Source organism: Chromobacterium sp. CCUG 30098, from assembly GCF_059916605.1.
The window spans coordinates 22,476-43,694 of the sequence record NZ_JAUCGS010000008.1 but is presented as its reverse complement, the minus strand read 5'-3'; the positions used below and the strand labels follow the sequence as shown (position 1 = coordinate 43,694).

General features: G+C 64.9%; 22 protein-coding genes. 11 read left to right on the top strand and 11 right to left on the bottom strand.

Annotation, left to right across the window (positions count from 1 at the left end):
• Positions 1-16: 16 nt before the first annotated feature.
• A complete protein-coding gene (locus QUG03_RS17275; protein ID WP_500820490.1) occupies positions 17-805 on the bottom strand; it encodes a uracil-DNA glycosylase family protein in 789 nt (262 codons plus the stop codon).
• Positions 806-1,000: 195 nt separating this feature from the next.
• Between QUG03_RS17275 and QUG03_RS17270 the strand changes: the two genes are divergently transcribed.
• The 4 genes from QUG03_RS17270 to QUG03_RS17255 all read left to right on the top strand — a co-directional run bounded on the left by QUG03_RS17270 (position 1,001) and on the right by QUG03_RS17255 (position 3,963).
• Positions 1,001-2,563 carry an alkaline phosphatase D family protein gene (locus QUG03_RS17270; RefSeq protein ID WP_500820489.1) on the top strand — a complete coding sequence of 521 codons (1,563 nt, stop codon included), beginning with the start codon at positions 1,001-1,003 and terminating at the stop codon, positions 2,561-2,563.
• An 84-nt stretch (positions 2,564-2,647) separates the two neighbouring features.
• Positions 2,648-3,193 (top strand): TetR/AcrR family transcriptional regulator, encoded by a 546-nt coding sequence (locus QUG03_RS17265; protein WP_227103543.1) that lies wholly within the window; start codon positions 2,648-2,650, stop codon positions 3,191-3,193.
• 142 nt (positions 3,194-3,335) lie between these two features.
• Positions 3,336-3,647, top strand: a complete 312-nt coding sequence (locus QUG03_RS17260) for a DMT family transporter (protein WP_235088289.1) — start codon at positions 3,336-3,338, stop codon at positions 3,645-3,647.
• Position 3,648: 1 nt separating this feature from the next.
• Positions 3,649-3,963, top strand: a complete 315-nt coding sequence (locus QUG03_RS17255) for a DMT family transporter (RefSeq protein WP_227103540.1) — start codon at positions 3,649-3,651, stop codon at positions 3,961-3,963.
• Positions 3,964-3,982: 19 nt separating this feature from the next.
• Here QUG03_RS17255 and blaCHC read toward each other — a convergent pair whose 3' ends face one another.
• On the bottom strand, positions 3,983-5,149 hold the full coding sequence (gene blaCHC / locus QUG03_RS17250) for a CHC family extended-spectrum class C beta-lactamase (protein WP_199225878.1): 1,167 nt from the start codon (positions 5,147-5,149) through the stop codon (positions 3,983-3,985).
• 220 nt (positions 5,150-5,369) lie between these two features.
• Positions 5,370-6,482 (bottom strand): D-alanyl-D-alanine-carboxypeptidase/endopeptidase AmpH, encoded by a 1,113-nt coding sequence (gene ampH / locus QUG03_RS17245; RefSeq protein WP_488905807.1) that lies wholly within the window; start codon positions 6,480-6,482, stop codon positions 5,370-5,372.
• Between the two features lie 487 nt (positions 6,483-6,969).
• On the opposite strand from ampH, the gene QUG03_RS17240 reads away from it, so the two are divergent.
• On the top strand, positions 6,970-7,671 hold the full coding sequence (locus QUG03_RS17240) for a hypothetical protein (protein WP_107799571.1): 702 nt from the start codon (positions 6,970-6,972) through the stop codon (positions 7,669-7,671).
• 53 nt (positions 7,672-7,724) lie between these two features.
• On the opposite strand, the gene QUG03_RS17235 is transcribed toward QUG03_RS17240, so the two are convergent.
• The 4 genes from QUG03_RS17235 to QUG03_RS17220 are packed head-to-tail and all read right to left on the bottom strand — an operon-like array spanning position 7,725 to position 11,848.
• Positions 7,725-8,906, bottom strand: coding sequence for a hypothetical protein (locus QUG03_RS17235; RefSeq protein ID WP_500820488.1), 1,182 nt, complete (start codon positions 8,904-8,906; stop codon positions 7,725-7,727).
• On the bottom strand, positions 8,903-9,829 hold the full coding sequence (locus tag QUG03_RS17230; protein ID WP_227103534.1) for a glycosyltransferase family 2 protein: 927 nt from the start codon (positions 9,827-9,829) through the stop codon (positions 8,903-8,905). The genes QUG03_RS17235 and QUG03_RS17230 overlap by 4 nt, the downstream gene beginning before the upstream one ends.
• A 25-nt stretch (positions 9,830-9,854) precedes the next feature.
• Complete coding sequence (locus QUG03_RS17225) at positions 9,855-11,036, bottom strand: hypothetical protein (protein ID WP_500820487.1); 1,182 nt, start codon at positions 11,034-11,036, stop codon at positions 9,855-9,857.
• The gene (locus tag QUG03_RS17220; protein ID WP_227103532.1) at positions 11,033-11,848 is read right to left on the bottom strand and encodes a hypothetical protein; all 816 of its coding nucleotides are present in this window, start codon (positions 11,846-11,848) and stop codon (positions 11,033-11,035) included. Before QUG03_RS17220 ends, QUG03_RS17225 begins: the two co-directional genes overlap by 4 nt.
• A gap of 351 nt (positions 11,849-12,199) precedes the next feature.
• Here QUG03_RS17220 and QUG03_RS17215 point away from each other — a divergent pair, with 351 nt between their 5' ends.
• Positions 12,200-12,556: a DUF4180 domain-containing protein gene (locus QUG03_RS17215; protein ID WP_500820486.1), complete on the top strand. Its 357-nt coding sequence runs from the start codon at positions 12,200-12,202 to the stop codon at positions 12,554-12,556.
• An 85-nt stretch (positions 12,557-12,641) separates the two neighbouring features.
• Here the strand turns inward: QUG03_RS17215 and QUG03_RS17210 are convergent, their stop codons facing one another.
• Both QUG03_RS17210 and QUG03_RS17205 read right to left on the bottom strand, forming a co-directional pair.
• Entirely contained in the window at positions 12,642-13,010 is a 369-nt protein-coding gene (locus QUG03_RS17210; RefSeq protein ID WP_107799565.1) for a LecA/PA-IL family lectin, read from the bottom strand.
• A 155-nt stretch (positions 13,011-13,165) separates the two neighbouring features.
• Positions 13,166-13,504: a hypothetical protein gene (locus QUG03_RS17205; RefSeq protein ID WP_500820485.1), complete on the bottom strand. Its 339-nt coding sequence runs from the start codon at positions 13,502-13,504 to the stop codon at positions 13,166-13,168.
• Positions 13,505-13,666: 162 nt separating this feature from the next.
• Here QUG03_RS17205 and QUG03_RS17200 point away from each other — a divergent pair, with 162 nt between their 5' ends.
• The 3 genes from QUG03_RS17200 (at position 13,667) to QUG03_RS17190 (ending at position 16,259) form a co-directional block, all read left to right on the top strand.
• A complete protein-coding gene (locus tag QUG03_RS17200) occupies positions 13,667-14,038 on the top strand; it encodes a hypothetical protein (protein WP_235088306.1) in 372 nt (123 codons plus the stop codon).
• Entirely contained in the window at positions 14,035-14,676 is a 642-nt protein-coding gene (locus tag QUG03_RS17195) for a CHAP domain-containing protein (RefSeq protein ID WP_500820484.1), read from the top strand. The genes QUG03_RS17200 and QUG03_RS17195 overlap by 4 nt, the downstream gene beginning before the upstream one ends.
• Positions 14,677-14,924: 248 nt before the next feature.
• Positions 14,925-16,259, top strand: a complete 1,335-nt coding sequence (locus QUG03_RS17190) for a hypothetical protein (protein ID WP_227103524.1) — start codon at positions 14,925-14,927, stop codon at positions 16,257-16,259.
• 118 nt (positions 16,260-16,377) lie between these two features.
• Here the strand turns inward: QUG03_RS17190 and QUG03_RS17185 are convergent, their stop codons facing one another.
• Positions 16,378-17,466, bottom strand: coding sequence for a chitosanase (locus tag QUG03_RS17185; RefSeq protein ID WP_227103522.1), 1,089 nt, complete (start codon positions 17,464-17,466; stop codon positions 16,378-16,380).
• Between the two features lie 244 nt (positions 17,467-17,710).
• Positions 17,711-18,919: a hypothetical protein gene (locus QUG03_RS17180; RefSeq protein WP_500820483.1), complete on the bottom strand. Its 1,209-nt coding sequence runs from the start codon at positions 18,917-18,919 to the stop codon at positions 17,711-17,713.
• Between the two features lie 395 nt (positions 18,920-19,314).
• On the opposite strand from QUG03_RS17180, the gene QUG03_RS17175 reads away from it, so the two are divergent.
• A complete protein-coding gene (locus QUG03_RS17175) occupies positions 19,315-19,806 on the top strand; it encodes a surface-adhesin E family protein (RefSeq protein ID WP_227103517.1) in 492 nt (163 codons plus the stop codon).
• A 164-nt stretch (positions 19,807-19,970) separates the two neighbouring features.
• Positions 19,971-21,077 (top strand): SGNH/GDSL hydrolase family protein, encoded by a 1,107-nt coding sequence (locus tag QUG03_RS17170; RefSeq protein ID WP_500820482.1) that lies wholly within the window; start codon positions 19,971-19,973, stop codon positions 21,075-21,077.
• Positions 21,078-21,219 lie beyond the last annotated feature (142 nt).

Genomic DNA, 21,219 nt, shown 5'->3' with positions numbered 1-21,219 from the left:
TGCTTCTCCCGCCGGTTCAGCCCTGGTCCGCCTGCGCCGTCCACAGAATGGAGGCGTTGGCGGCCGGGGTTTTCAGTTTGGCCTGGCCCTTGATCACCCGCGTGGCCATATCGCCCTGGCCCAGCCAGGCCGGCATGCCGAAGGGCAGGTCCGCGGCGGGAATCCGCGCCAGATCCTGCTCGCGAAAGCCCGTCAGCTCATAGGGCGTGGGGTCCGGCGCAAGGCCGGGGTCCGGGTTCAGCAAGGGCGCCAGCGCGGCCAGGGTCTGGTTCCAGGATTTGAGCAGCGCGCCGGGCGAGCGCGCGGTGGGATGCTGCGGCTGGAACAGCCGCTGCGCGGCCTTGAAGGACGCCGCGCCGGGCCAGTCGTCCAGCACCTTGGCCGCCGCCTTGCCAAAGCCGATCACCGCTTGCAGGCCGGGTTGCTTGAGCTGGTCCAGCAATTGATTGCGCCAGGCGCGCACCGCGGCCTGGTCCATGAAGCCGGCCATCTCGGTGTCGAACTGGCCGTAAATGCTGTACAGGCTGGCGTTGACGATCACGTAGGAACGGTCCAGGCCCAGCTTGCGCAAAAAGCCCTGCACCCGCTGGCCGGCGGTGCCGACCATGGCGCGGCGCGTCAGGTTTTCATCGGCGGACGGGTCCTGTCCCACGATCAGCACCTTGGCGCTGCCGTCCAGGCGGCCGCGATAGTAGACGGGGCCCCATTCCAGGCGGAATTTGGCCGGGAGAGCCTGATAGCTTGCCAGCGGAGCGTGCTCGAACAGCGAGGAGAAAGGCGGGGGCGGCCCGGGGTCCCAGAGCATGTGCTTTCCTTTGAACCTGTTGGCGGAGCCCGTTGACTGCGGGCCGGCTCGGGGGGCCGCGCGGCGGGGTGTTTGAGGTATATGCGATCAAGCGCGCGAATGAAATACGTAAAATCCGCTAGCGGGACATCCTGGCGTCATCTTGCCGCGGCAAGATCGGCGTTTTGACTGTCTTGATCAACACCGGAGAACGCCATGGATCGCCGCCGTTTTTTGAAAACCTCGCTTGCCGGAGGCGGCCTGTTGCTGGCCGGGCCGGCGCTGGCCGCGCCGGCCGTCGTCAGCTCGGACCGTCTGCGCCCGCGGATGAATTCCGGCATCCAGATCGGCGACGCGAGCGCGGACCGCGCCATTGTCTGGGCGCGCTCCGATCGGACCTCGCGCCTGGTGGTGGAGTGGGACCGCAGCGAGCGCTTCGCCAGCCCGCGCCAGGTGCGGGGCCCCTGGGCGACCGAGGCCGGCGACTTCACCGCGCGCGTGGATCTGAGCGGCCTGCCGGCCGGCGAGCGGCTGTATGTGAGAGCGCGTTTTGAAGACGCGGTCCATCCGCGGGCCTGGTCCGAGCCGGTGACAGGGAGCTTTCGCACTGTGGCGGAAACGGCGCGCGATCTGCGCTTTGTCTGGTCCGGCGACACCGCCGGCCAGGGCTACGGCATCAATCCGGACTGGGGCGGAATGCGCATCTACGAAACCATGCGCCGGCAGCGGCCGGATTTCTTCGTGCATTGCGGCGACACCATTTACGCAGACGGCCCGATGGCGGCCGAGACGGCGGTGGAGGGCGGCAAGATCTGGCGCAATCTGCTGACGCCGGAAGTGAGCAAGGTGGCGGAGACGCTGGACGAATACCGCGGCCGCTATCGCTACAACCTGATGGACGCCAATGTGAGGCGCTTTGCCGCCGAGGTGCCGCAGATCTGGCAATGGGACGACCACGAGGTGGTCAACAACTGGTCCGACGGCAAGGACTTGTCCGCCGACCCGCGTTACCGCGAGAAAAACATAGGCGTGTTGCAGGCGCGCGCCACCCGCGCCTTTCTGGAGTACGCGCCGCTGCGGCTTCACGGCAACGGCGAGGACGAGCGGGTGTATCGCCATCTGCCGCAAGGGCCGTTGCTGGATGTCTTCGTGCTGGACATGCGCAGCTATCGCGACGCCAACGGCGCCAACCTGCAGCGGGAGGGCGAGCCGGGCGCGAACTTCATGGGCCGGGCGCAGCTGCAATGGCTGTTGGAAGGCTTGCAGGCTTCCAAGGGCGTCTGGAAGGCGGTGATGGCGGACATGCCGCTGGGCCTGCAGGTGGCCGACGGCAAGAACGCGGACGGCAGCGCGCGCTGGGAGGCGATGGCCAACGGCGACCACGGCCGGCCGCTGGGGCGCGAACTGGAGCTGGCCTGGCTGCTGGGCGAGATCAAGCGCCGCGATATCCGCAACGTGGTGTGGTTCACCGCCGACGTGCATTACACCGCCGCCCATCATTACCATCCGGAACGCGCCGCTTTCGCGGACTTCAATCCGTTCTGGGAGTTCGTCTCCGGTCCGTTGAACGCCGGCACCTTCGGTCCCAATCCGCTGGACATGACTTTCGGCCCCAAGGTGGTGTACCAGAAGGCGCCGGAGACGCAGAACCTGTCGCCGCTGGCCGGCATGCAGTTCTTCGGCCAGGTGGACATAGACGCCCGCAGCCGCGCGATGACGGTGAGGCTGAAGGACGTGGCCGGCCAGACCTTGTTCACTCAGGAACTGGCGCCGGCCTAGTTGCGACGCCCATCGCGCGCTTGACGCTATTTCCTGGGATTCAATAGAATGCATACGTATGTATTCAATGAGCCGGGAGGCATCGTGAGCAAACCCAGATCCATCGATCGCAATCAGGTGTTGGACGCGGCGGAAGAGATCATAGAACGCAAGGGGGCGGCCGCCCTCACCATAGACGCCGTGGCCAAGGCCGTGGGCATCAGCAAGGGCGGGGTCCAGTCCTGTTTCGGCGCCAAGCGCAATCTGGTCAACGCCATGTTGGAGCGCTGGGGCAAGCACTACGACGCGTGTTTCGAGAAAACCGCGGGCGTCGCCGCCGAACAGCTGTCCAGCGTCGAGCAAGTCAAAACCCATGTCCGCATCACCGCGACGGAAGAGGCCTTGATCGCCCGCGCCGCCTGCCATCTGAGCGCCATGCTGGAGTCCAAGGATCAGAAAGACTGGGTGCGGGCCTGGCATGCCGAGCGCTTGGGCAAGCTGGACGTGGCCACCGAGGAGGGCCGCCGCGCGCGCGTGGCCTATCTGGCGGTGGAAGGGGCGTTCATGCTGCGCTACTTCGGCCTGGCCGAGATGAGCGAGCAGGAGTGGCGGGACGCGTTCCAAGATATTGAGCGATTGGCGGAGCGCTGAAGACGTTCTTGGCGCGCTCATTATCAAGTGGGCCGCCGCAGGGTTTTTCCGTTCTTGCCCGAGGGTGCGTAAATAGGCTCCGGGCGTGTGCCGCGACGGCTGAACGGGCTTTGATGATTGAGTCGGGGAAGGGGCGTTAAAGATGCTTAGCTGGGTATTGTTGCTGTTTGCCAGCGGTTTGGAAGTACTGTGGGCCGCGGGTTTGAAGCGCTCGGAAAGCGCATTGGAATGGTTGGCGACCATTGTCTGCATCATCGGCAGTTTCTCCTTGCTGGTGCTGGCGACCAAGAGAATGGGCGCGTCGACCGCCTATGTGTTTTTCGTGATCTTCGGAACCGTAGGCGCTTATCTGTTGGATGTGGCCTTGTTCGGCAAGCCGTTCAGTCCGGTGGCGATGCTGGCGATTGCGGTGATCCTGTTTTCGGTGGTGCAACTCAAGCAAGTGAAAGACTGAAATGGACTGGCTTTATCTGTTGGCGGCGGGCGTGCTGGAAATTCTGGTGGTGGTGGGGATACGGGACATCGCGCTGAAGCGGTATGTCAGGGGCTGCGCGCTGTATGCGACGGGCTTGAGCAGCTCCTTGTTCCTTCTCTATCTGGCGATGAAAACCATAGACATGTCTATTGCTTACGCCGCTTATACCGGGATTGGCGTGGTGGGCACGGTGGTGACCGGCATCCTGTTCTGGGGCGATAAAAAGAGCAATAAAAAGCTTGCCTATCTGTCGCTGCTGGTCGCGTCCATCGTTGTGCTCAAGACCGCCGGTTAGCGACGACGGCCGTGCGGGATCATGGTTGAGCGGCGGGCGCGAGTCCGCCGTCCAGCCGCGCCAGGATGCGGTAGGCGGCGCTCACTCGCTCGGCCAGCGGATAGGACTTGTTGGCCAAGAGCACGATGCCCAGTCGTTTTTCCGGGATATAGGCGGCGTAAGCTGAAAAGCCGTTGGTGGACCCGGTCTTGTTGATGAAGGCCCGCGTTTGCGGCGGCAGCGGCGGATCCAGGCGCTGCGCCGGCATGCCCTGATAGATGTAGGCGGGGGCATTGCCGCTCAGCAGCCGCGGCAGGTCCACCGGATACGGGTATTGTTCCCAGATCAGGCCTTGGGTCAGCACCCCGGCGCGGTAGTAGCCGATATGGGTGTCCTCGAGCGCGGCCCGCAGCTTGGGCGCCATGGGCAGCAGGCCCATATTGGCGTTGAGGAAGCGCGCCAGGTCGGCGGCGCTGGTCCTGACGCCGTAGGCCTCGTCCGCCAGCAGGGCCGGAGTCAGCCGCGCGGGCCTGTCGTTCTTGTCGTAGCCCTGGGCGTAGTCGCGCATTCTCTGGGCGGGGACGTTGACGAAGCTGCTGTCCATGCCCAGCTTGGCGAAGATCCTGCCTTCCACCGCCGCCGCGTAGGGCATGCGCATGCTGGCGGCGGCGATCTGGCCCAGGACGCCGATGCCGATATTGGAATAGACCCGCTGCCCGCCCGCCGGCTGCCTGGGGCGCCAGCGCCGCATGAATCGCCGCAATGTGCCGGCGTTGTCGACGTCGTCCGGCACGAACAAGGGCAGGCCTGAGGTCTGAGTGCCCAGGTTCAGCAGCGTGACCCGTTCCAGGCCGCCGCCGGCCAGCGCCGGCAGGTGCTGGGTCACGGGGTCGGCCAGCGAGAGCCGGCCTTCGGCCTGGGCATAGCTGGCTAGCGCGGCGGTGAAGGTTTTGCTGAGCGAGCCGATCTCGAACAGCGTGGCGCGCGTTACCGGCCTATGGTCGGCCTTGGAGGCGACGCCGTAGTTGTAAACCTGAACGCCGCTGTCGACGGCGAGGCCCACCGCCATGCCGGGGATGCCGTGCTTGCGCATCAGCGCCGGGATTTCCGCGTCGACGGCGGCTTGGGGCGAAGGCGCGGCGGCCAGGGCGTGGGCGGATAGCGCGGCGCAGGCCAGCAGCAGGACGCGGCGATTCATTGCGGGCATGACGATGCCTCCTTGTCGATGAGGATGTGGGAAAAGAAGGAGCGGCGCGAGTCATGGCGTCTGCGCGTCGCCAGGGCCGTTTGGCGTCTGTTCAAGGCCCCGCGAGCGAGGCGAGGCCTTGCGTCCGATCAAGCCGCATGCGCCTGGGCGATAGGGGGATTTCGAAACGGCGTCTGCCGCATCGGGCACCGCGACGCGCGGCGAATCGCAAGCGGCTTTCTTAGGAGCGGTTCAGCGCCAGCAGCAATTGGTTCACGCCGTCGCTCATCGCCTGGTAGCGGGTCTGCTTGCCGCGGGTCAGCGCCACCCATACCGCGGTCTGCCGCTGGGGATCGATGGCGACGTAGCTGAAAAAGCCGCCGCCGCCGGCGGTTTTTTGCAGGAAGGGCCGGGTGTCCGGCTGTTCGTGCATCGCCACCCAGCCCAGGCCCAGCGCATCGGCCTTGCCGGGCACGTCCATGCCGGCGAGGCTGCGCAATTCGGCGCGCTGATAGCGCATCTGGAAGGTTTGCTGGTACAGGCGCTTGCGCTGCTCGTTTTGCGGCCGCACCAGGTCCTGCAGCCAGCGTTGCATGTCGGCGGCGGTGGAATAGACGCCGCCGCTGCCTATGGCCGCGCTGGTGTTGACGCAGGGGCTGGCCTCCACGCCGCGCAGCAGGCGCGCGCATTGGGCGGGGCTGGGGCTGAAGGTGGTGTCGCGCATGGCCAGCGGCCCGGTGACGGTGTCGCGCAGCAGTGCCGGATAGGGCTTGCCGGCGGCGACGGCCAGCGCGTCGGCCAGGTAGTCGTAAGCCAGATTGGAGTATTGCGCGCTCTGACCCGGCGCGAAGCGGGCCTTGGTCTTGGCCAGCCAGCGCCAGCGCTGCTGCTGATTGGGCCAGACGAAAACCGGCGTGTCGCGCGGCTTGACGCCCGGCAGTTCGCGCGGGAAGCCGCTGGTGTGGGTGGCCAGGTGGAGCAGGGTGATGGGCTGGCCGGCCAGGGCCTTGGACTGCGCGCTTCCCGCCGGCGCGAACTTCCGCAGCGGATCGTCCAGCTTGAGCCGTTGGTCCAGGACCATGGCCGCCAGCACTTCGCTGGTCATCAGCTTGCTGAGGCTGGCGATGCGCAGCAGCGAATTGGCGTCCGGCGTCTGGCGGCTGCCCGGGCGGGTTTCTCCGTAAAAGCGTTGCAGGCCGCCTTGTTTGTCGACGACCACCATCACCATGCCCACCGCCTGGCTATCCTTGAAAATCCGCTCGGCGTGCTGGTTCAGTTGGGCGATGGGCATGGCGGCTTGGCTCAAGGCCGGCAGGGCGGCCAGGGCCAGGCTGATGAATCCCTTTGTTCTCATTGATCTTGCTTTCCCTTGGATGAGGCGGCGCGCCGGCGGCGCCGTCAGATGGCGTGCATTTTAGGGGGGAGGCGGTGGACGGCATAGCGCGCAATATGTAACGACTGTAACCAGAGCCGCCGACCCAGTCCGAAAGTACAGGCACGCCCGGTTTTCAAGATGCTATTACTGGCTAGTCGAAGTCCCTATCGCCGCCATTATCGGCCCCGCCTCGTCCGCGCCAAGGCGCCCGCCCCTGATTGACGACTTAGTGGCTGTTTGTTCGCCCGCGCCGCCGCGCGGGGGAGGAGAGATCCATGCGCAATCACGCAATCATCACCTCAAGCCAGGGGTAGAACCGCTGGCAAAACCCGCTTGAACGCGCCAGCCCGCGCGCCGCGCCGGCGTCATGCCGTTTGCGCGGGTTTTGTCAGCTGCTGTTGCCGTAGGGAGGTCGCCGGCCTTGGGCCCGCGCCTGGGCAGCTGACTCACTTTGGAGGAAAGCGTCATGCCATCAGTCAATCAGTTCGCCTATGTGCCCAATACCAGCACGTATAAGTTCGCCTATGGCGGCTCCATTCCCAATATGTCGATCGCCAATATGCCCAGCGACACCAATTGGGCGCGCTGGACCATGCTCAACGACGGCGAGTATTACCGGATGTATTTCTTCAAGGGCAGCAGCGCGGACACCTTGTACCAGGCCGCGTTCAATCCGGCCACGTCCAAGTACGAGTTCGGCTTCCACTCCATCCCGGAGTTGAAGATCACCGGCGCGCCACCGGACGCGGACGCCAGCAGCGTGTCCATGCTCTACGACAGCAGCACCAGCACCTATCGCTTGTATTTGCGGCGCCTGGGCGCGCCCACGGTGCTGTACCAGTTCGGTTTCAACCGCTCCACCAACCACTATGAGTACGGCTACAACTCCATTCCCACCCTGAACGTCACCGGCGCGCCGGGAGACACCGACTTCCACCGCTGGTCGATGTTGTTCGACGGCAGCACGTACCGCTTGTACGCCTTCAAGGTGGGCAGCGTGGACACCTTCTACCAGTTCGGCTACAACCCGCAGACCCAGGCCTACCAATACGGTCACGATTCCATTCCCATCCTGACCCTGGTGGGCACGCCGGCCAACAGCAATCTGACCAGCATGTCGATGTTGTTCGGCCAGGGCGATTACCGCTTCTACTTCCAGACCTTGTAAGCGCGCGGCGGGCAAGGGCGGCGGACGGCCGGAACGGCGGTCCGCCGGCGGCTTCAGTCCCGCAAATCTACGATGGGCGGCGTCTTGCTGGTGACGGGGTCCAGCCGCCATCGCGCCCGCGCGGCCAAGCCGAGCGCGAAGGCGCCGTCATCCGGCGCCAGGCCCAGCAAAGCCGCCAGGCGCGCGCGCAAGGCCGCTTCCGGGCCGGCGTCCAGATGTTCGGCCAAGAGCAGGGTCAGCCGCTCGCGGCCGGCCGGGTCGCGGTCCAGCTGGATCTGGAAAGCGTGCTCCGCGCCGGCCAGTTGCGCGAAATCATCCAACTCGTACGTGGTTTCATTGAGGCGGAAGGACCGGCCGTCGCGGCCGCGCAATTCCAGCCAGCGTTCGCCGTCGCACTCCACCCAGCGGCCGATATCGCCCAGGCAGTAACGGAACACAGGGAGGCGCCGCCGCCAGGCGTTGCTGACCGCGATGCGGCCGTAACCGGCGGCGTCCGGCCGCAGGACCTCCGCAGCCACCCGAGGCAGCACCCGGAACAGGCCGGGGCGGCGGCTGGCGTCGCTCCAGGCCCAGATGCCGGTTTCCGCGCCGCCGTACAGCGACCAGACCTGGGCCGCGCCCAGCGCGGCGCGCAGCCGCGCCAGCGTGGACGCGTGCAGGGTTTCGCCGGCGTACAGCAGCTGCGGAATCTCCAGCCGCTCGCCGGCGGCTGCCAGATGGGCGGCGAACAAGGCCAGCCGCGACGGGGTGCCCAGCACGTGGCTGGGGCGGAATCGCCGCGCCGCGGCCAGGATGTCGGCGTCGGCGGCGTGGGCGCTCATCGGCAGCGTGGTGGCCTGACAACGTTCCAGCACATCGTCGACGATGGCGGCGGTGCGGTAGAGATTGGCGTAGCCGAACAGGTTCAAGGCGATGCTGGCGGGACCGAACACCCCGTCGGCGCGCAGCCGGTCCGCCAGCGCCTGCCGCTGGGCCAGGTTTTCCGCAATGTCCACCGGGAAGATCAGCGCCGCCCGAGTGCTGCCGCCGGAGCGCACCAGATAGAGGCCGGACGCTTCCCGCTCCGGCGAAAACGTCTCCAGCGCGGCTTGCAGCGTCGCCTTCTCCAGCGGCGGCGCGTCTTCGGCGCAAGCCACGCCGCGGTAAAGCGTGCGATAGAAGGGGTGGGCGCGGGCCAGTTCGAAGCACTCGCGCAGCAAGGCCTGCTGGCGGGCCGGCGCGGGCGGCGCCTTCATGCCGGCAGCCTGGCCGCGTCCATCGGCGTCAGCCCCAGCTGGATCAGCAGCGGACGGTGGCGGCTCAGGAAGGCGCGCCGCTGCGCCGCGTCCGGCAGCGCTTCTTGCGCGTAGTCCAGCCAGCGCTGCGCCAGCATGCGAGCCAGGCGCAATTCGTCCGCGTCCTGGCTGCCCGCGTAGCGCAGCACCGTGGGCGGGGTGGCCAGCAGCCGCCAGTCCCGGCACGGCCGGTGCGACAGGCTGTCCGCCAGAATGCGGAAGCGGATCAGCGGCGCGGACAGCAGGCCGGCGCGTCCGCCGTGCGCGACGATCTCTTTCAGCACCCGGTACCAGAAATCGATGCCCTCGTTCAGCCGCGCGCCGGCCACATAGCGCTGCGTCAGCAGCCATTGCCGCCGCGCGGCCACATTGCTGGCCCGCCCCATGAAGAAGTCCGGGTGGCCGGCGGTGCGCAGCGGGCGGGGCAGCAGGAAGGCTTCGTCCTCCAAAGGCTCCAGTTCGGCGCGCAAGGCGTCCAGCTGCGGAAAGCGTTCCTCAGGCGGCGCGCTGTCGTAGCCCAGCACCGCCAGGTCCAGCCGGTGCTCGTTCATTTTCTGCTCCAGCAAGCGCAGGCAGTCCGGCCGGTAGCAGTCGTCGGCGTCCAGGAAGCTCACTAGTTCGCCGCCGGCCCGCGCCAGGCCGGCGTTGCGCGCCGCGCCGGGGCCGCTGTTGCGCGGCAGCCGCAGCAGCACGCTGCGGGTACGGCTCAAATCCTGGGCGTGGTGGCGCAAGGCCTGCTCCGCCGCCTCCGCGCCGTCGTCGGTGCTGGCGTCGTCGACGATGATGATCTCGTGCGGCGCCTTTTCCTGCGCCGCCAGCGAGGCGATGGTCTCGCCGATGTAGGCGCGTTTGTTGTACAGCGGAATAATGACGGAATGCCGCATGAAGCCCCCTGTGCGCGAAACCGGTTCAGGCCGTCGCGGCGGCGGAGTACAGCTTGCCGCGGCGCTGGTGCAGATTGATGATCAACTCGTCCGAGCCGCGAAACACGCCGGGGCCGTAGCTTTCCGCGTCGCGGCACAGCTGCATGCCCACCAGCCGGATGCGCTGCCGGCTTTCCGGGTCCACGAACTCGCTTTGCTCGATGTAGTCCTGGAACATGTATTGCGGCCATTGCCCCAGCACCAGTTCGCGCCAGGCGGTTTCGCCGCAGGCGGAGCGCACCAGCGAGCCCAGGCCGCGGCCGCCGCTGCTGGGTTTGGCGATGAAGTCGCCGGCGCGCGCCAGCAGGGCCTCGGCCTCGTCCCGCGAGGCCGGCGCGAAGGAGGGGATCAGAAAGGGGCGCAAGGCCGCGTAATCGTCGGCGTCCAGGCAGTCCCGCATGATGTCCGCGCGATTCAGGACCGCCAGCACCCGCTTGTCGTGCACCAGGATCAGCGTGCGGATGTCGTTGAAATACGCGCCGCCGTCCAGCAGCTGGTCCAGCACCCGGTCCGGCAGCAGCGGCAGCTCGCTGCGATCCATTTCCAGGATGCAGCGGTTCACCGTCCGGCCGTCCAGCCGCAGCTTGCCGTCGCGGACGCTGAGCGCCTCCGGCCGGGCGGACAGAAAGTGGACGCCGTCGCGGCGCAGCGTTTCCGCCAGCAGGAAAATCTCGGTGCCGGGTTCGCGGGCGTGCGTCAGCGCCACCACGCAGCCGGGTGGATGCCATTGACGCAGGGTTTGCAAGAAGGCGTCGTCTCCGGCCGGCTGGCCCAGCCAGCGGCTGATCATCCAGCCGTTCATCGGGTAGCGCGCGCCCACCTCGCAAATGCGCGGCTGGCCATGGCGGTCGTAGATGAAGTCCGGACGGTAGAAGCCCACGCGGTAAGGCCGGCCGTGCGCGCGCCGCAGCAGCGCTTCCATGGCCTTGGGCAGCTGATAGAGCGCCCGGATGCGGGGGTCCAGAAAGTAGCGGCCGACAATGGCGCGGAAGGCGGCGTCCAGCAGCGCGCTCAGGCGCCGCAGGCTGCTCAGATAGTCGGCGGACACCTCCACGCGGGCGCGCGCCAACTGTTCCGGGGCGAACAGGGGCGGCGCGCCCGGCGGCCAGGGCGGCGGCGCGGCGGCCTGGTCCGCCAGCCGCAAAAGCGGAGGCCGCGGCCGGCTCACAGCGCCTCCGCGGCGGCGTCCCGCGGCACCGTCGCCAGCACCGCCGCCTTTTGCTCCAGATAGGCGCCGACGATGCCGTCCAGGCTGTAGCGCTCCAGGTCCAGCGCCATGGCCCGCGCGTAGTGGTTTAGGGCGTTCATGGCGTGGAAGAAGTGGTTTTTCTCGGTGGGGCCGCAGTGCACGCTGATCCAGCCCAGCGTGCGGGTGGCGTCTCGCTCGGCGAAGCCCAGCGTCCGGGTCAGCCAGCGGCGGAACAGCGGCAGGATGAATTCCACCTCGCCATGGGTGTAGATCTCGTGCGTCAGCGTGGTCAGCAGCGCGACGGCCAGGTCCGGCTCGCGCAGCGACTGATGATCCTTCCAGCTTTTGAAGGCCTTGGCGCTGGGGTGGAGATAGGCATGGGACAGCCACTGGTCATCTCCGACAATGCCCGTGGCCATGTTGTAGTACATCTGCGCGTGCAGCACCTTGTGCGTGACCGCCAAATCCTCGTCCACGATGCGGTTCAAACAGACCATGGCGGCGAACAAGGCCTCGCGGTCCGCCACCGGCTGGCCGGTGTGGACCAGCAGCGTCAGCCGGTTGCTGATGCCGGCCACCGTCATCGCGCTATTGTTGGTCTGGCTCCAGCTCTGGAAAAAGCGCCGCAGCGTTTCCGGGCTTTGCCGCCGCGCGGTCAGGCGCGCAAAGCCGGATTCGATCGCGTCGAAGTGGCTGCCGTGCCGTTCAAAGGCTTGCAGCAGCTCGCGCTTGAGGTGGGACGCGGGCAAATCCCGCAATACCGGCATGATGATCTGGCTGAGACGGTGCATGAACGGAACCCTTGCTTGCATTGAGCGCCGCGGCGGCCCGGGCGGAGCGGCCGCCGGCCCGGTTTCTTTTACGCTTGCGCAGACATCAATATGGTTTAAGGATCAGACTGCCGATATAGGTACTACCACCATATTGAAAATCCGCATGAATGATCTAGGAGCCAGTTCAAGGTCCGTCGCGCTTCGGCGACGCGGTGTTAAACACGTTTCTCTCTGTGCTTGCCGTCTAGGCGCGTTCTTGCTCGCGAGCCTTTGAGCAGGTCTTAAGAGCCATGCTCAAACGGCGCTTGTCGCGCGGCCATGTCTTAGTCATGATTTGCTTTTGTTTTTCATGCAAGGGAGAGCGTGCCGATGGAAACCCGAGTGACGACCGTCAAGCAGACGAAGTTGATCGAGTGCAGCGCCGGGGTGGCGAGCCTGGACCAGGCGCTGGATTTGGTGGCCTTGTGCGTGGAGCACGACGCGCCGCGCGTGCTGCTGGCGGAAGAGGCCTTACCGCCGGCTTTTTTCGACTTGAGCAGCCGCTTCGCCGGCGAGTTCGTTCAGAAGCTGGTCAACTACCGTCTTGCCGTGGCCGGGGTGTTCGTCGACGGCGCCGCCTACGGCGAACGTTTTGGCGAATACCTGAGCGAAGCGCGCCGTGGCCGGCAGTTTCGCGTGTTCGACGATAGAGAGGCGGCTCTGGCCTGGCTGGCGGCGCAGCATTGAGCGCGTAGCGGCTCGGACAGCGTGAAGGCGGGGAAAGGACGCGGAGCAGCCCCTTGCGGGGCTGCTTGCGAGCGGAAGAGCGGGATCAGACCGCGTCTTTGCCGATGCTTACCTGGAAGGAGCCGGAGTTGTTGCCGTAGGTGCTGGGCACATCGTTGTAGTACAGCGTGATCTGGCCTTGCGCGTTGGCCGGCGCTTTCCAGCGGAACAGGCCGGTGTTCACCGGGATGAAGCCGCCGGCGCCGATCTTCATCACCAGCGCGCCGCAGTAGGCGTCGCCGCAGATCAGGCCCTGATTGGGGTGGCTCTTGTCGCCCTGCGGGCCCCAGTTGGGCTGCGGGCCGTAGCCTGCCCAGCCCGACGCGACAATGGTGATCACATCGCCGGGATTGTAAGTGATGGTGGTGGGTTCCCCGTTGGGATTGTTCGCAGCGACAGTACCGGTCCAAGCCATGGTGAATCTCCAAAATGAAAGTGAGAGAAAGCAGATTCGACGTCGCGCCGACGGCGCGAGGAATATGCTTATTTCATTAAAGTTGGCGATGGGGGTTTTAGCCGCTGATCTTTCGGCGAGGTCGGCTAGGGGAACTTCGGATAGCTTGCCGGCGCTCAGCGGCCTTTATCCAGCTTGCAGGCCAGGCCGGTGCCGGCGAAGCCGCCGTAGAGCTTCATTTCATCCGGCAGCTTGCGCGTGATGAAAAAGCTGTCCGGCAGCCCCAGGCCGGCCTTGTCGCGCGGCCAGGTCAGCAGCCCGCGTTCGTCCATATAGCCCTGAAAACGCTGTTCGCCGCGAATCAGCTCCACCGTCTGGCTCTGGCGGCTGAAGTGGAAGCGGGTGGCGTCGGCGCAGTGGTAACTGGCCTGCATCGCCTGCGGCTTGCAGCCGGCCAGCAGAACGAGCAGGACCGGCGCCAGGCTGGCGAAAAGGAAACGGGCGGGGACGGACATGGGCGGCGTTCGGGCTGAGGACGGAAGGCCGCCAATATAACAAGAGCGGCCGGCGGCGGCTAGCCGCGCTCCGGGCGAGGCTGGTTCATCGGCACGGCAACTGTTAACATGCCGATCGAATTTTAGGCCGCCTGTCTCGATGGCGGCCGCAAGGAGACCGAGATGTTCCCGCGAAAACCGATGCTGTTTGTCCTTGGCGCGCTGACGCCGTTTGCCGCCATGGCGGCGGATATTTATATCGGCATGCTGAGCGCGCAGGAGGGGAGCTTGCGGCTGACCCGCTGCAGCATCGGCAAACCTATCTATCAGTTGCTGAGCCAGGAAGGCCGGCCCTTGGCGGAATGGCCGGGCCTGTCGCCGCAGGCGCTGGAAGAACAGGCCAAAACCTCGGCCCGGATCCTGGGCGAATTCACGGAGCGGGACGGCAAGCCGGCCTTGCAAGTGGAGCGCATCGACGCGATCCGTTCCGGCGAGTCCTGTCATCTGGAGGATTGGCTGGACGAGCCGGTCAAAGCCGGGCCCGGACCGCAATGAAGCTGAGCAAGGGCAAGGCGGCGCTGACGCTGCTCGCGCTGCTGAGCGGCGCCTACTGGGCGGCCACGCATCTGAACAGCAACTGGGGCCGCGCGGTGGGCGAGCCTGTGGACGCCTTCAACGGCGTCGCCGTGTATTACAACGGCGGCGTGCAGCATGTGGAAGGACGCAATCTGGCGCCGGACGGCTACAACCTGGGCCTGCGCTATCAGTGCGTGGAGTTCGTCAAACGCTATTACTATCAGCGTTTTGGCCACAAGATGCCGCAAGACAAGGGCCATGCCCGGGATTTCTTCCAGTCCCGGCTGGGCAACGGCGCGCTCAATCCCGAGCGCGGCCTGCTGCAATACCGCAACGGTGGCGGCGACGCGCCGCGGGCGGAAGACCTGATCGTGTTCGCGCCCTGGACCTTCAACCGTTACGGCCACGTCGCCATCGTCAGCCGGACCGGGCCGGATTTCATCGAGATCATTCAGCAGAACCCCGGCCCGTTCGGCGAGGCCCGCGAGCGGCTGCCCTTGCTCATGGAGCAGGGCGTCCCGCGGGTGGACCATCCGCGGGCGCTGGGTTGGCTGCGCCGCGCGCCGCAGGCCTCGGCGCCGGCGGAGGAGGGCCTGGAGCCGGCGGGCGAGGCCTGACCATCTATTGTCTGCCGGCACTGCGGCGCGCATCTTCATCGGAAGCATTGGCTCTGGCCAGCAGGCCGTTATTTTATTCGCATGAGGCGTGCTTGCCTGATCTTGGCCGCTCGATAAATCGCTGTGTGTTTTTTTATCGGCAACACGTCTATTTGTTTCGCATGGTTTTTGATTTTTGGCGTGAGTGTTTTTTACAAGCCGCTTTCTGGCTTCCTTGGTAACTTTGCTGAAACCAAAGGAGCTTTGTCATGCCGATCAATCATATCGCAGCCTATACGCCTCAAACTGTCGTACCCAATAGCGAAAATCAGCCTGTTCAGGATTTCTCAGGCAAATCAATCCGTGGCCGCGACGTGGTCTTAATCAACCCATTCTGCGAGGGAGGCGGGGATCATGCCTTGGCGAATAAAATAGCCAATCTTGCTTTAGAGGAAGGCTGCCGCGTGACGATCGTGCCCGTCTCCGCTAATGGAGGTGGCGAAAGTGATTCCGGTCAGCGCAATATCTCTCTGCATGGGGGTGGTCACGATGCCAGCAGCCTTAGTAATCCGGTATTCATCGTGGCTCCCGTGGGTATTTTGACAACCGAGAAGCTGGGCGAGACCATCAATCGATTATGCGATCAATATCAATTTCCCAAGGGTGACATTGCTCTCATTGAGGAAATGGATTTATTGGCCTCTCCCAGTCAGCAGTTGCCGGAGCGCCAGGAATTGTTGCAGAAAATGGGGTTTGGCAAGGTTGACGCGTTCAATCTGGGTTTCGGCAAGGGCGCGATTGGTTATCTGCCCGTTGATCCGCTTACTGTCAATACTGTCAAAGACCGTTTTGAAGGGGAGCTGGTCAAGCTGTTGGATAGCTGCAATCTTTCGTTGGCGAAAGACAGTCACTATCATCTGGCCTACATCAGTTCGGATACTTGTATTACTGCGTCGCAAGTTTTTATCGCCAACACCCTCACTGAGAACAAGGGGAGTGGGAAAGACGCCAATTACGTCATGGTGTTGAGGCAGCTGGATGGATACGCCAAGAAGGTGTTGCCAAACAAGGTCAGTGAAATATTGAACCTGCGCAGCCAGCAACATGATTTTCCGGCCTTGTTCGCCAAGGCCAATATCGCGTTTGCCGATCCTGATACGGGCCGGCTTGAAAACAAGATGGAAATCAAGGGCGAGGGACAGGGGCAGCTCAATATTGTCTTTGCCAATGCCTTGCCGCAGAATATTTTCCATGACTTCATGTGTCTTGCTCATTCAGGCATGGCCAGCGGCGATCAATCCTTGGGCGAGTTTCTGTCCTTGACCGGAAAAATGCCTTACTACGATATGCAGCCATGGAAACAACCATTGGCCGAAGCTGTTAAAGAGGCGGGAGCAGAGTTGGGCGGCGCGGAGTTGAAGCAGGCGGTGGCGGAAAGAATTATCGGACGCCAGCCTTTTAGCGGGCGCATGGCTTATCAGATTGTTCCGAATCTTGGGCAGACGGAGCGCTCGGCCGAGCTGAACCATGGCTTGAACGCTTTGGATACGCTGATTAGCACCAGAACAGCCGATCGTCACATTCGAGCGCTGTTGACGCCGTAGTCAATCTCCTGGGCGGAAGCGCACGTCCCAGCCCTTCATCGGCCAAGCTTCCATGCCGAGGCCCGGCCCTCGCGGGGAGTTTCGCCGCGCGGGCCAGGGCCTTTTCCCATGCCTAGGTTTACTTCATCTTCCAGCTGGTGGCTTTCAGCACCGCGGCGTCGGCGTCTTTCAGATCGGTCTCGCCCTGGCTCAGCAGGCCGCTCCATTGTTTGACGCGATTCTTGCCATTGGGCGGCTGGTTGTATTCATTCGTGTCCACCACCTTGCTGCGCTCGGCGTGGAAACGGTTCATGAAGGTTTTTTCGTCGCCGCTGCCGCCGGAACGGGACAGCAGTCCCTGCAGCGTGTCGGAGCCGCCGCTGGCGCCCTGGTTCAGCGCGGTGTCCACGAAGGAGCCTATCGTCAGCGCGCTGCCGAAACCGCGCTGGCGCGCCTGTTGCACGCTGTATTGGATGTAGACCTTGTAAAAGGTCTGCCACATCGCTTCGCGCCAGGCGGCGTTGTTTTGCAGTGCGGCTATCTTGCCGCAGAACACCTTCTCGCTGTCGCTGATCTTGAGCACCGGCCCTTGCATGCCGCCGCGCACCCCGGCGCGCGCCAGTCCTCCGGCAATAGAGGGATTGCCGGCGCCGCTGGCGGCGTCGAACTCCTTGAACAGCGTCGGGCCGTCCGGCCCCTGATCGCGCGGGCCGCCGGTGGTGGCGCCGAAAATGCCGATGGTGAAGCCGCGTTCGTCGTCGATGTCCTCGCAATAGCCGTAAAACTTGGGCCAATCCAGCGAGTCTTGCTCCGGCTTGTTCACCAACTTCATGATGTTGTTCCACTGCTCGCCGTCCAGCCCGGTGTTGGCTTTCAGGAATTTCAGCGTGCTGGGGGAGAAGTTGGCGTCCGGATTGGCCGCTTTGGCCTTGCCGGGCAGCGCGCAGCGCGCGCCGGCGGTCCAGGGCTGGCCGATTTCCGCCGCGCCGCTGCTGGCGTCCGGCGTGTTGCCCTGGGTCCAGTAAACGGCGGTGAAGTTGACGCCGTGATGGCTGGCCACGCTGCCGGCCGGATAGGGCGTGGCGGCCTTCCACGGCGCGGCGCAGACCGCCAGCCGCGCCGCCAGTCTGGGAGCGCTGCCGGCGGGGGAGGCTTGCGCCCAGGATGCGCCGGCGCAGGCCAGCCAGCCGGCGCCGGCCAGGGCCAGCATCGAAAGTGTGCGTTTCAAAACGTTCTCCGGTAGACAGAGGTAGGGCGGCGCGAGCCGGGAAAACGCACAAAATGCCATACGGATTTTGTTGGCGAAAGAGGGGGGGACTGGCAAATGGAACGGGCGGCGCGGATGCGCGCAAGTAGATGGGCCTCCTGTCGGCGTTTCAGCGTTGGAAGAGGGAAGTAGCGCCGCGCGCAGCAAGCGCATTCTATGCGGATTGGCGCGCGGAAAATTCAGGCGATGAGGTTTGGAGCGGGCGCTACTCCAGCCGCATCACATCGCTGCCCTTGTCCAGCGCAGGGTAGGCCAGCGCCAGGTAGTCTTGCGCAAAGCCGGCCAGGGCCTCGGCGGACGGCAGCGCGTATTCCCCGCTATTGGGATCGAAAAACCGGAATGTCCGCGCGGCATGATCCACCCTGGCCGCCAAGGCGTGGCCGACGCCTTGGGCGGGGCGGATGCCGATGTTGTACAGGCCGTCGCGCTCCAGCGCGATCTTGAAGCCCGGACTTTCGCTGTAGCCGCGAGGGCTCAAGCCATAGACGGCGAAATAGTCGGCGATGGCGTCTACGCTTCGCCACACATAGCTGTTGACCGCCAGTTCCATCACCTCGTCCCGTCCGCCCTCGGTTTCGATGTCGCGGAAAAAGGCCTCGGCCTCGTTTGGCCAGCTGCGCTGGCTGGCCAACCATTTGACGACCAGCGGGAAGCAAACGCCTTGTTCGCCTATCGTCGACCCCTGGATGAACGCGGTTTGCCGGAAAGCGCGCGCCTGCTCGCCGCCATGCGCGCGCGCACATTGGGTCCAGGCGTCCTCCGATGCGCGCGCCAGCGCGGCGAGCAGGCTTTTGACCTTGCCGGGCTTGGGCGCGGAGCTGAGATCGACCTTGCCCAGTTTTCTTTCCGCGACGGCGATCTGTTTCGGCCGGCCGCAGGCCTGGATGCCGGACAACAATTCGGCGTAGCTTGCCGGCGGGCGCTCGAAAGCCACGCCCACCATCTTGAAACGGCGCAGCAGCGCCGGCGGCATGGCTTGCGGGAGCGGGGCGTCCGCCTTGGCCTCTGGCTGGGCGAGGCGTTGCTTGGCCCGCGTCACCACGCAGGCGCTGCGCAGCAGGCCCAGTTCTTCTCGAATCACGCGGACTTGCTGTTGCATCAGGCTGCGCAGCAGCAGGCAGGAGCTCCTGTCCCCAGCCGGCGGCGGAGCGTTGCGGGGCGCGACGACGGGCGGGCTCAGGCGCAATAAAGCGGACAGCTTGAGCGGGCCGGAGCCGACGACGGCTCCCCGGGCGCGGAGAAAGTCCCTGGCGCGCCGGGTTTGTTCCGGGTGCAGCAGATAGCTGCGACCGGTGTACAGCACCAGCATGCCGTCTTTGCGCATGCCGACGCGGCTGTGTTCCTTGTGGTCTTGCAGGCGTGACAGGTCGTACTGCTGCGCCCGCAGTTGGATGGCGGTTGGAATGGTGCTCATGGCGGTTTTCCCGGCGAGGTGCTGATTTGGAGCGGCGGCGTCTCGGCGCGCCGTCCGAAGGGGACGGCGACGGACGCGCTGGGGAGCGAACCCAGGTTTGCCGCATGGTTATTTTATTGGGGCGCAGTGTGAAGGCTGAGTGGCGGGGAAGACTTTCAGAAAACGATTCCGGCCGCGGGCCGATGGACGGTTGGCTCAAGTGTAAGAAAAAGCCCTTGATCCGCGACCCATTTATCAGCCTTGGCCTTGAGCAGCGCCGATTCGCCTTGCCGTGTTTCGGCTCCGCGGGCTTGACTCAGAGTGGGCCCGGCCATTCACAAGGAAAAACCAGGGCTGTTATCATGCCCGCCGCCGCTGCATTGCGCGTATCGATTGGAAAAATATTGGGAATCAGAATGTTGAAAGTCATTGCCTGCGTTTTTATCTTGTTGTCCTCCATGGCCAGCGCCTCCAGCTGGGATTTCACCTACTTCAACCCCAGCGAGGGCGGCTTGTTGATCGATACCGACAGCATTGCGCAATCGCCGCACGGCACCGTCAAGTTCTGGACGCTGTGCGCGCCCAGATTCGAGGCGGACAAGCCGATGACGGCTTACGCCTACAGCCAGTCCCTGTACGAGATCCATTGCCGGCAGCGCCTGATCATGATGCCGATGACGGTGGCTTTCGATGTGAACGGCGAATCGCGGGAAACCGAGTTCGAGCACGCCAAGATGGAGGACATCCAGCCGGACACGCAGGAGGATTTTCTGTGGACCTATATCTGCAAGCCGGAAAAGCGGCCGGACATGGCAGTGGCGATGCGGCAGGGCATTCAGGGCTTCTTGCGGGAGCAGAGGCGTTACGCCAGCGAGCATCTGGCGTTTCATCGGGATAAGAGCCGCTGATCGCGGCGGCCTACGGCAAGCGCCCTGCCTCGGCAGGGCTTTTTTGCGCGCCTTGACCGGCGGCGTGATCGTTTTAAGCAAGCTTGCGGGCTCGCGCTTGGGCATGCTGCGGCACATTGAAAACCCATTGACCGCGCCGCGGATCGCGCACAGGAGCTTACGCCATGCCGATGACTTGCAAACTCGTACCCGGAAAACTGCTGGTTCCCAGGCACTGCGCCCGGCGCGAGGAGGCGCGCTTGGCGGAGGCGTCCAGGCTGATCATGCGGCTGCGGCAATTGCGGCACGAGCCTTCCACGCTGTCGCGCTCGGACTCCGTCGCCTCGCTTGGCTTCGACAAAAAAGCGCTGTTCGCGCTGGCGCTGAAAAACCAGGCGGTGCAGGCCAAGACGCCGGCCGCGGCCGCCGGGGAGGGCAAGAGCCTGGGGCATATCCAGCGCCTGGTGGTGATAGGCGACAGCCTGTCGGACTCCGAAGGCCGCATGCTCAGCAAAACCCTGGGGGTGATGCCGTCCTCGCGCCAGTACTACGAAGGGCGTTTCACCAATGGCTTCGCCTGGCCGGACTTCCTGGCGTCCAGGGCTTTTCTGGGCAAGCCGGTGGTCAATTACGCCGAGGGCGGCGCGGTGGCCGGCAAGTATTCCAAGTGGAACCCGGCCTTCATGTTCATCTCCCATATGGAGCGCCAGATCAATAAGCACCACTTCCAGCCGGGCGATATGGCGGTGCTGGCCCTGGGCTCCAACGACTACATGACTTTCGGCAAGACCGACGTGGACAAGGTGATCCGCACCTACGAGCGGCAGATCGACAAGCTGGTGGCCAAGGGGGTCAAGGACATCCTGGTGGCCGGCGCGCCGGATCTGTCCAAAACCGTGAACGCGCGCAAACAGCCGCCGGCGGAGGCCGAAAAGCTGCACGACTTGTCTCAGCGGCATAACCGGCAGCTGAGCCAGACGGTGGAGGCGTTGCAAGCCCGCTACCGCGACGCCGGGGTGACCCTCCGTTTCTTCGATATCGGCGCCAAGCTGGATTACCTGATGGAGCTGGCGGAAACAGTGGATTACGACACGATGCACAATAAGCACGAGGGCTATATCGACCTGCCGCGCGTGCTCGGCTTCGCCGGCGACGCGCGGCCGCTGGACAGTTCGCATCGCCACCTGTTCCACGACGAGGTGCACCCCAGCCAGGAGGTGCACCAGATCCTGGCCGCGCACATGACGGACTTCATCCGCGAGCAGTACGGGCGGCCGGCCGACGCGTCTTAGAGCCTGTGCAAAGTCTCGCGAGCAAGGGCGAGACAAGGCGAAAACGAGCGAAAAAGCGGAATGCACACGTGGTACATGAGCATTTTGAGCTCGTTCTCACCGTGCAAGGCTTCACGACGCGCAGCAGACTTTGAACAGGCTC

What these genes read in the sequence shown, in the direction of transcription:
- QUG03_RS17275 (WP_500820490.1), bottom strand. Translation starts at nt 805, where the DNA reads ATGCTCTGGGACCCCGGGCCGCCCCCGCCTTTCTCCTCGCTGTTCGAG.
- QUG03_RS17270 (WP_500820489.1), top strand. Translation starts at nt 1,001, where the DNA reads ATGGATCGCCGCCGTTTTTTGAAAACCTCGCTTGCCGGAGGCGGCCTG.
- QUG03_RS17260 (WP_235088289.1), top strand. Translation starts at nt 3,336, where the DNA reads ATGCTTAGCTGGGTATTGTTGCTGTTTGCCAGCGGTTTGGAAGTACTG.
- QUG03_RS17255 (WP_227103540.1), top strand. Translation starts at nt 3,649, where the DNA reads ATGGACTGGCTTTATCTGTTGGCGGCGGGCGTGCTGGAAATTCTGGTG.
- blaCHC (WP_199225878.1), bottom strand. Translation starts at nt 5,149, where the DNA reads ATGCCCGCAATGAATCGCCGCGTCCTGCTGCTGGCCTGCGCCGCGCTA.
- ampH (WP_488905807.1), bottom strand. Translation starts at nt 6,482, where the DNA reads ATGAGAACAAAGGGATTCATCAGCCTGGCCCTGGCCGCCCTGCCGGCC.
- QUG03_RS17240 (WP_107799571.1), top strand. Translation starts at nt 6,970, where the DNA reads ATGCCATCAGTCAATCAGTTCGCCTATGTGCCCAATACCAGCACGTAT.
- QUG03_RS17235 (WP_500820488.1), bottom strand. Translation starts at nt 8,906, where the DNA reads ATGAAGGCGCCGCCCGCGCCGGCCCGCCAGCAGGCCTTGCTGCGCGAG.
- QUG03_RS17230 (WP_227103534.1), bottom strand. Translation starts at nt 9,829, where the DNA reads ATGCGGCATTCCGTCATTATTCCGCTGTACAACAAACGCGCCTACATC.
- QUG03_RS17220 (WP_227103532.1), bottom strand. Translation starts at nt 11,848, where the DNA reads ATGCACCGTCTCAGCCAGATCATCATGCCGGTATTGCGGGATTTGCCC.
- QUG03_RS17215 (WP_500820486.1), top strand. Translation starts at nt 12,200, where the DNA reads ATGGAAACCCGAGTGACGACCGTCAAGCAGACGAAGTTGATCGAGTGC.
- QUG03_RS17210 (WP_107799565.1), bottom strand. Translation starts at nt 13,010, where the DNA reads ATGGCTTGGACCGGTACTGTCGCTGCGAACAATCCCAACGGGGAACCC.
- QUG03_RS17205 (WP_500820485.1), bottom strand. Translation starts at nt 13,504, where the DNA reads ATGTCCGTCCCCGCCCGTTTCCTTTTCGCCAGCCTGGCGCCGGTCCTG.
- QUG03_RS17200 (WP_235088306.1), top strand. Translation starts at nt 13,667, where the DNA reads ATGTTCCCGCGAAAACCGATGCTGTTTGTCCTTGGCGCGCTGACGCCG.
- QUG03_RS17195 (WP_500820484.1), top strand. Translation starts at nt 14,035, where the DNA reads ATGAAGCTGAGCAAGGGCAAGGCGGCGCTGACGCTGCTCGCGCTGCTG.
- QUG03_RS17190 (WP_227103524.1), top strand. Translation starts at nt 14,925, where the DNA reads ATGCCGATCAATCATATCGCAGCCTATACGCCTCAAACTGTCGTACCC.
- QUG03_RS17180 (WP_500820483.1), bottom strand. Translation starts at nt 18,919, where the DNA reads ATGAGCACCATTCCAACCGCCATCCAACTGCGGGCGCAGCAGTACGAC.
- QUG03_RS17175 (WP_227103517.1), top strand. Translation starts at nt 19,315, where the DNA reads ATGTTGAAAGTCATTGCCTGCGTTTTTATCTTGTTGTCCTCCATGGCC.
- QUG03_RS17170 (WP_500820482.1), top strand. Translation starts at nt 19,971, where the DNA reads ATGCCGATGACTTGCAAACTCGTACCCGGAAAACTGCTGGTTCCCAGG.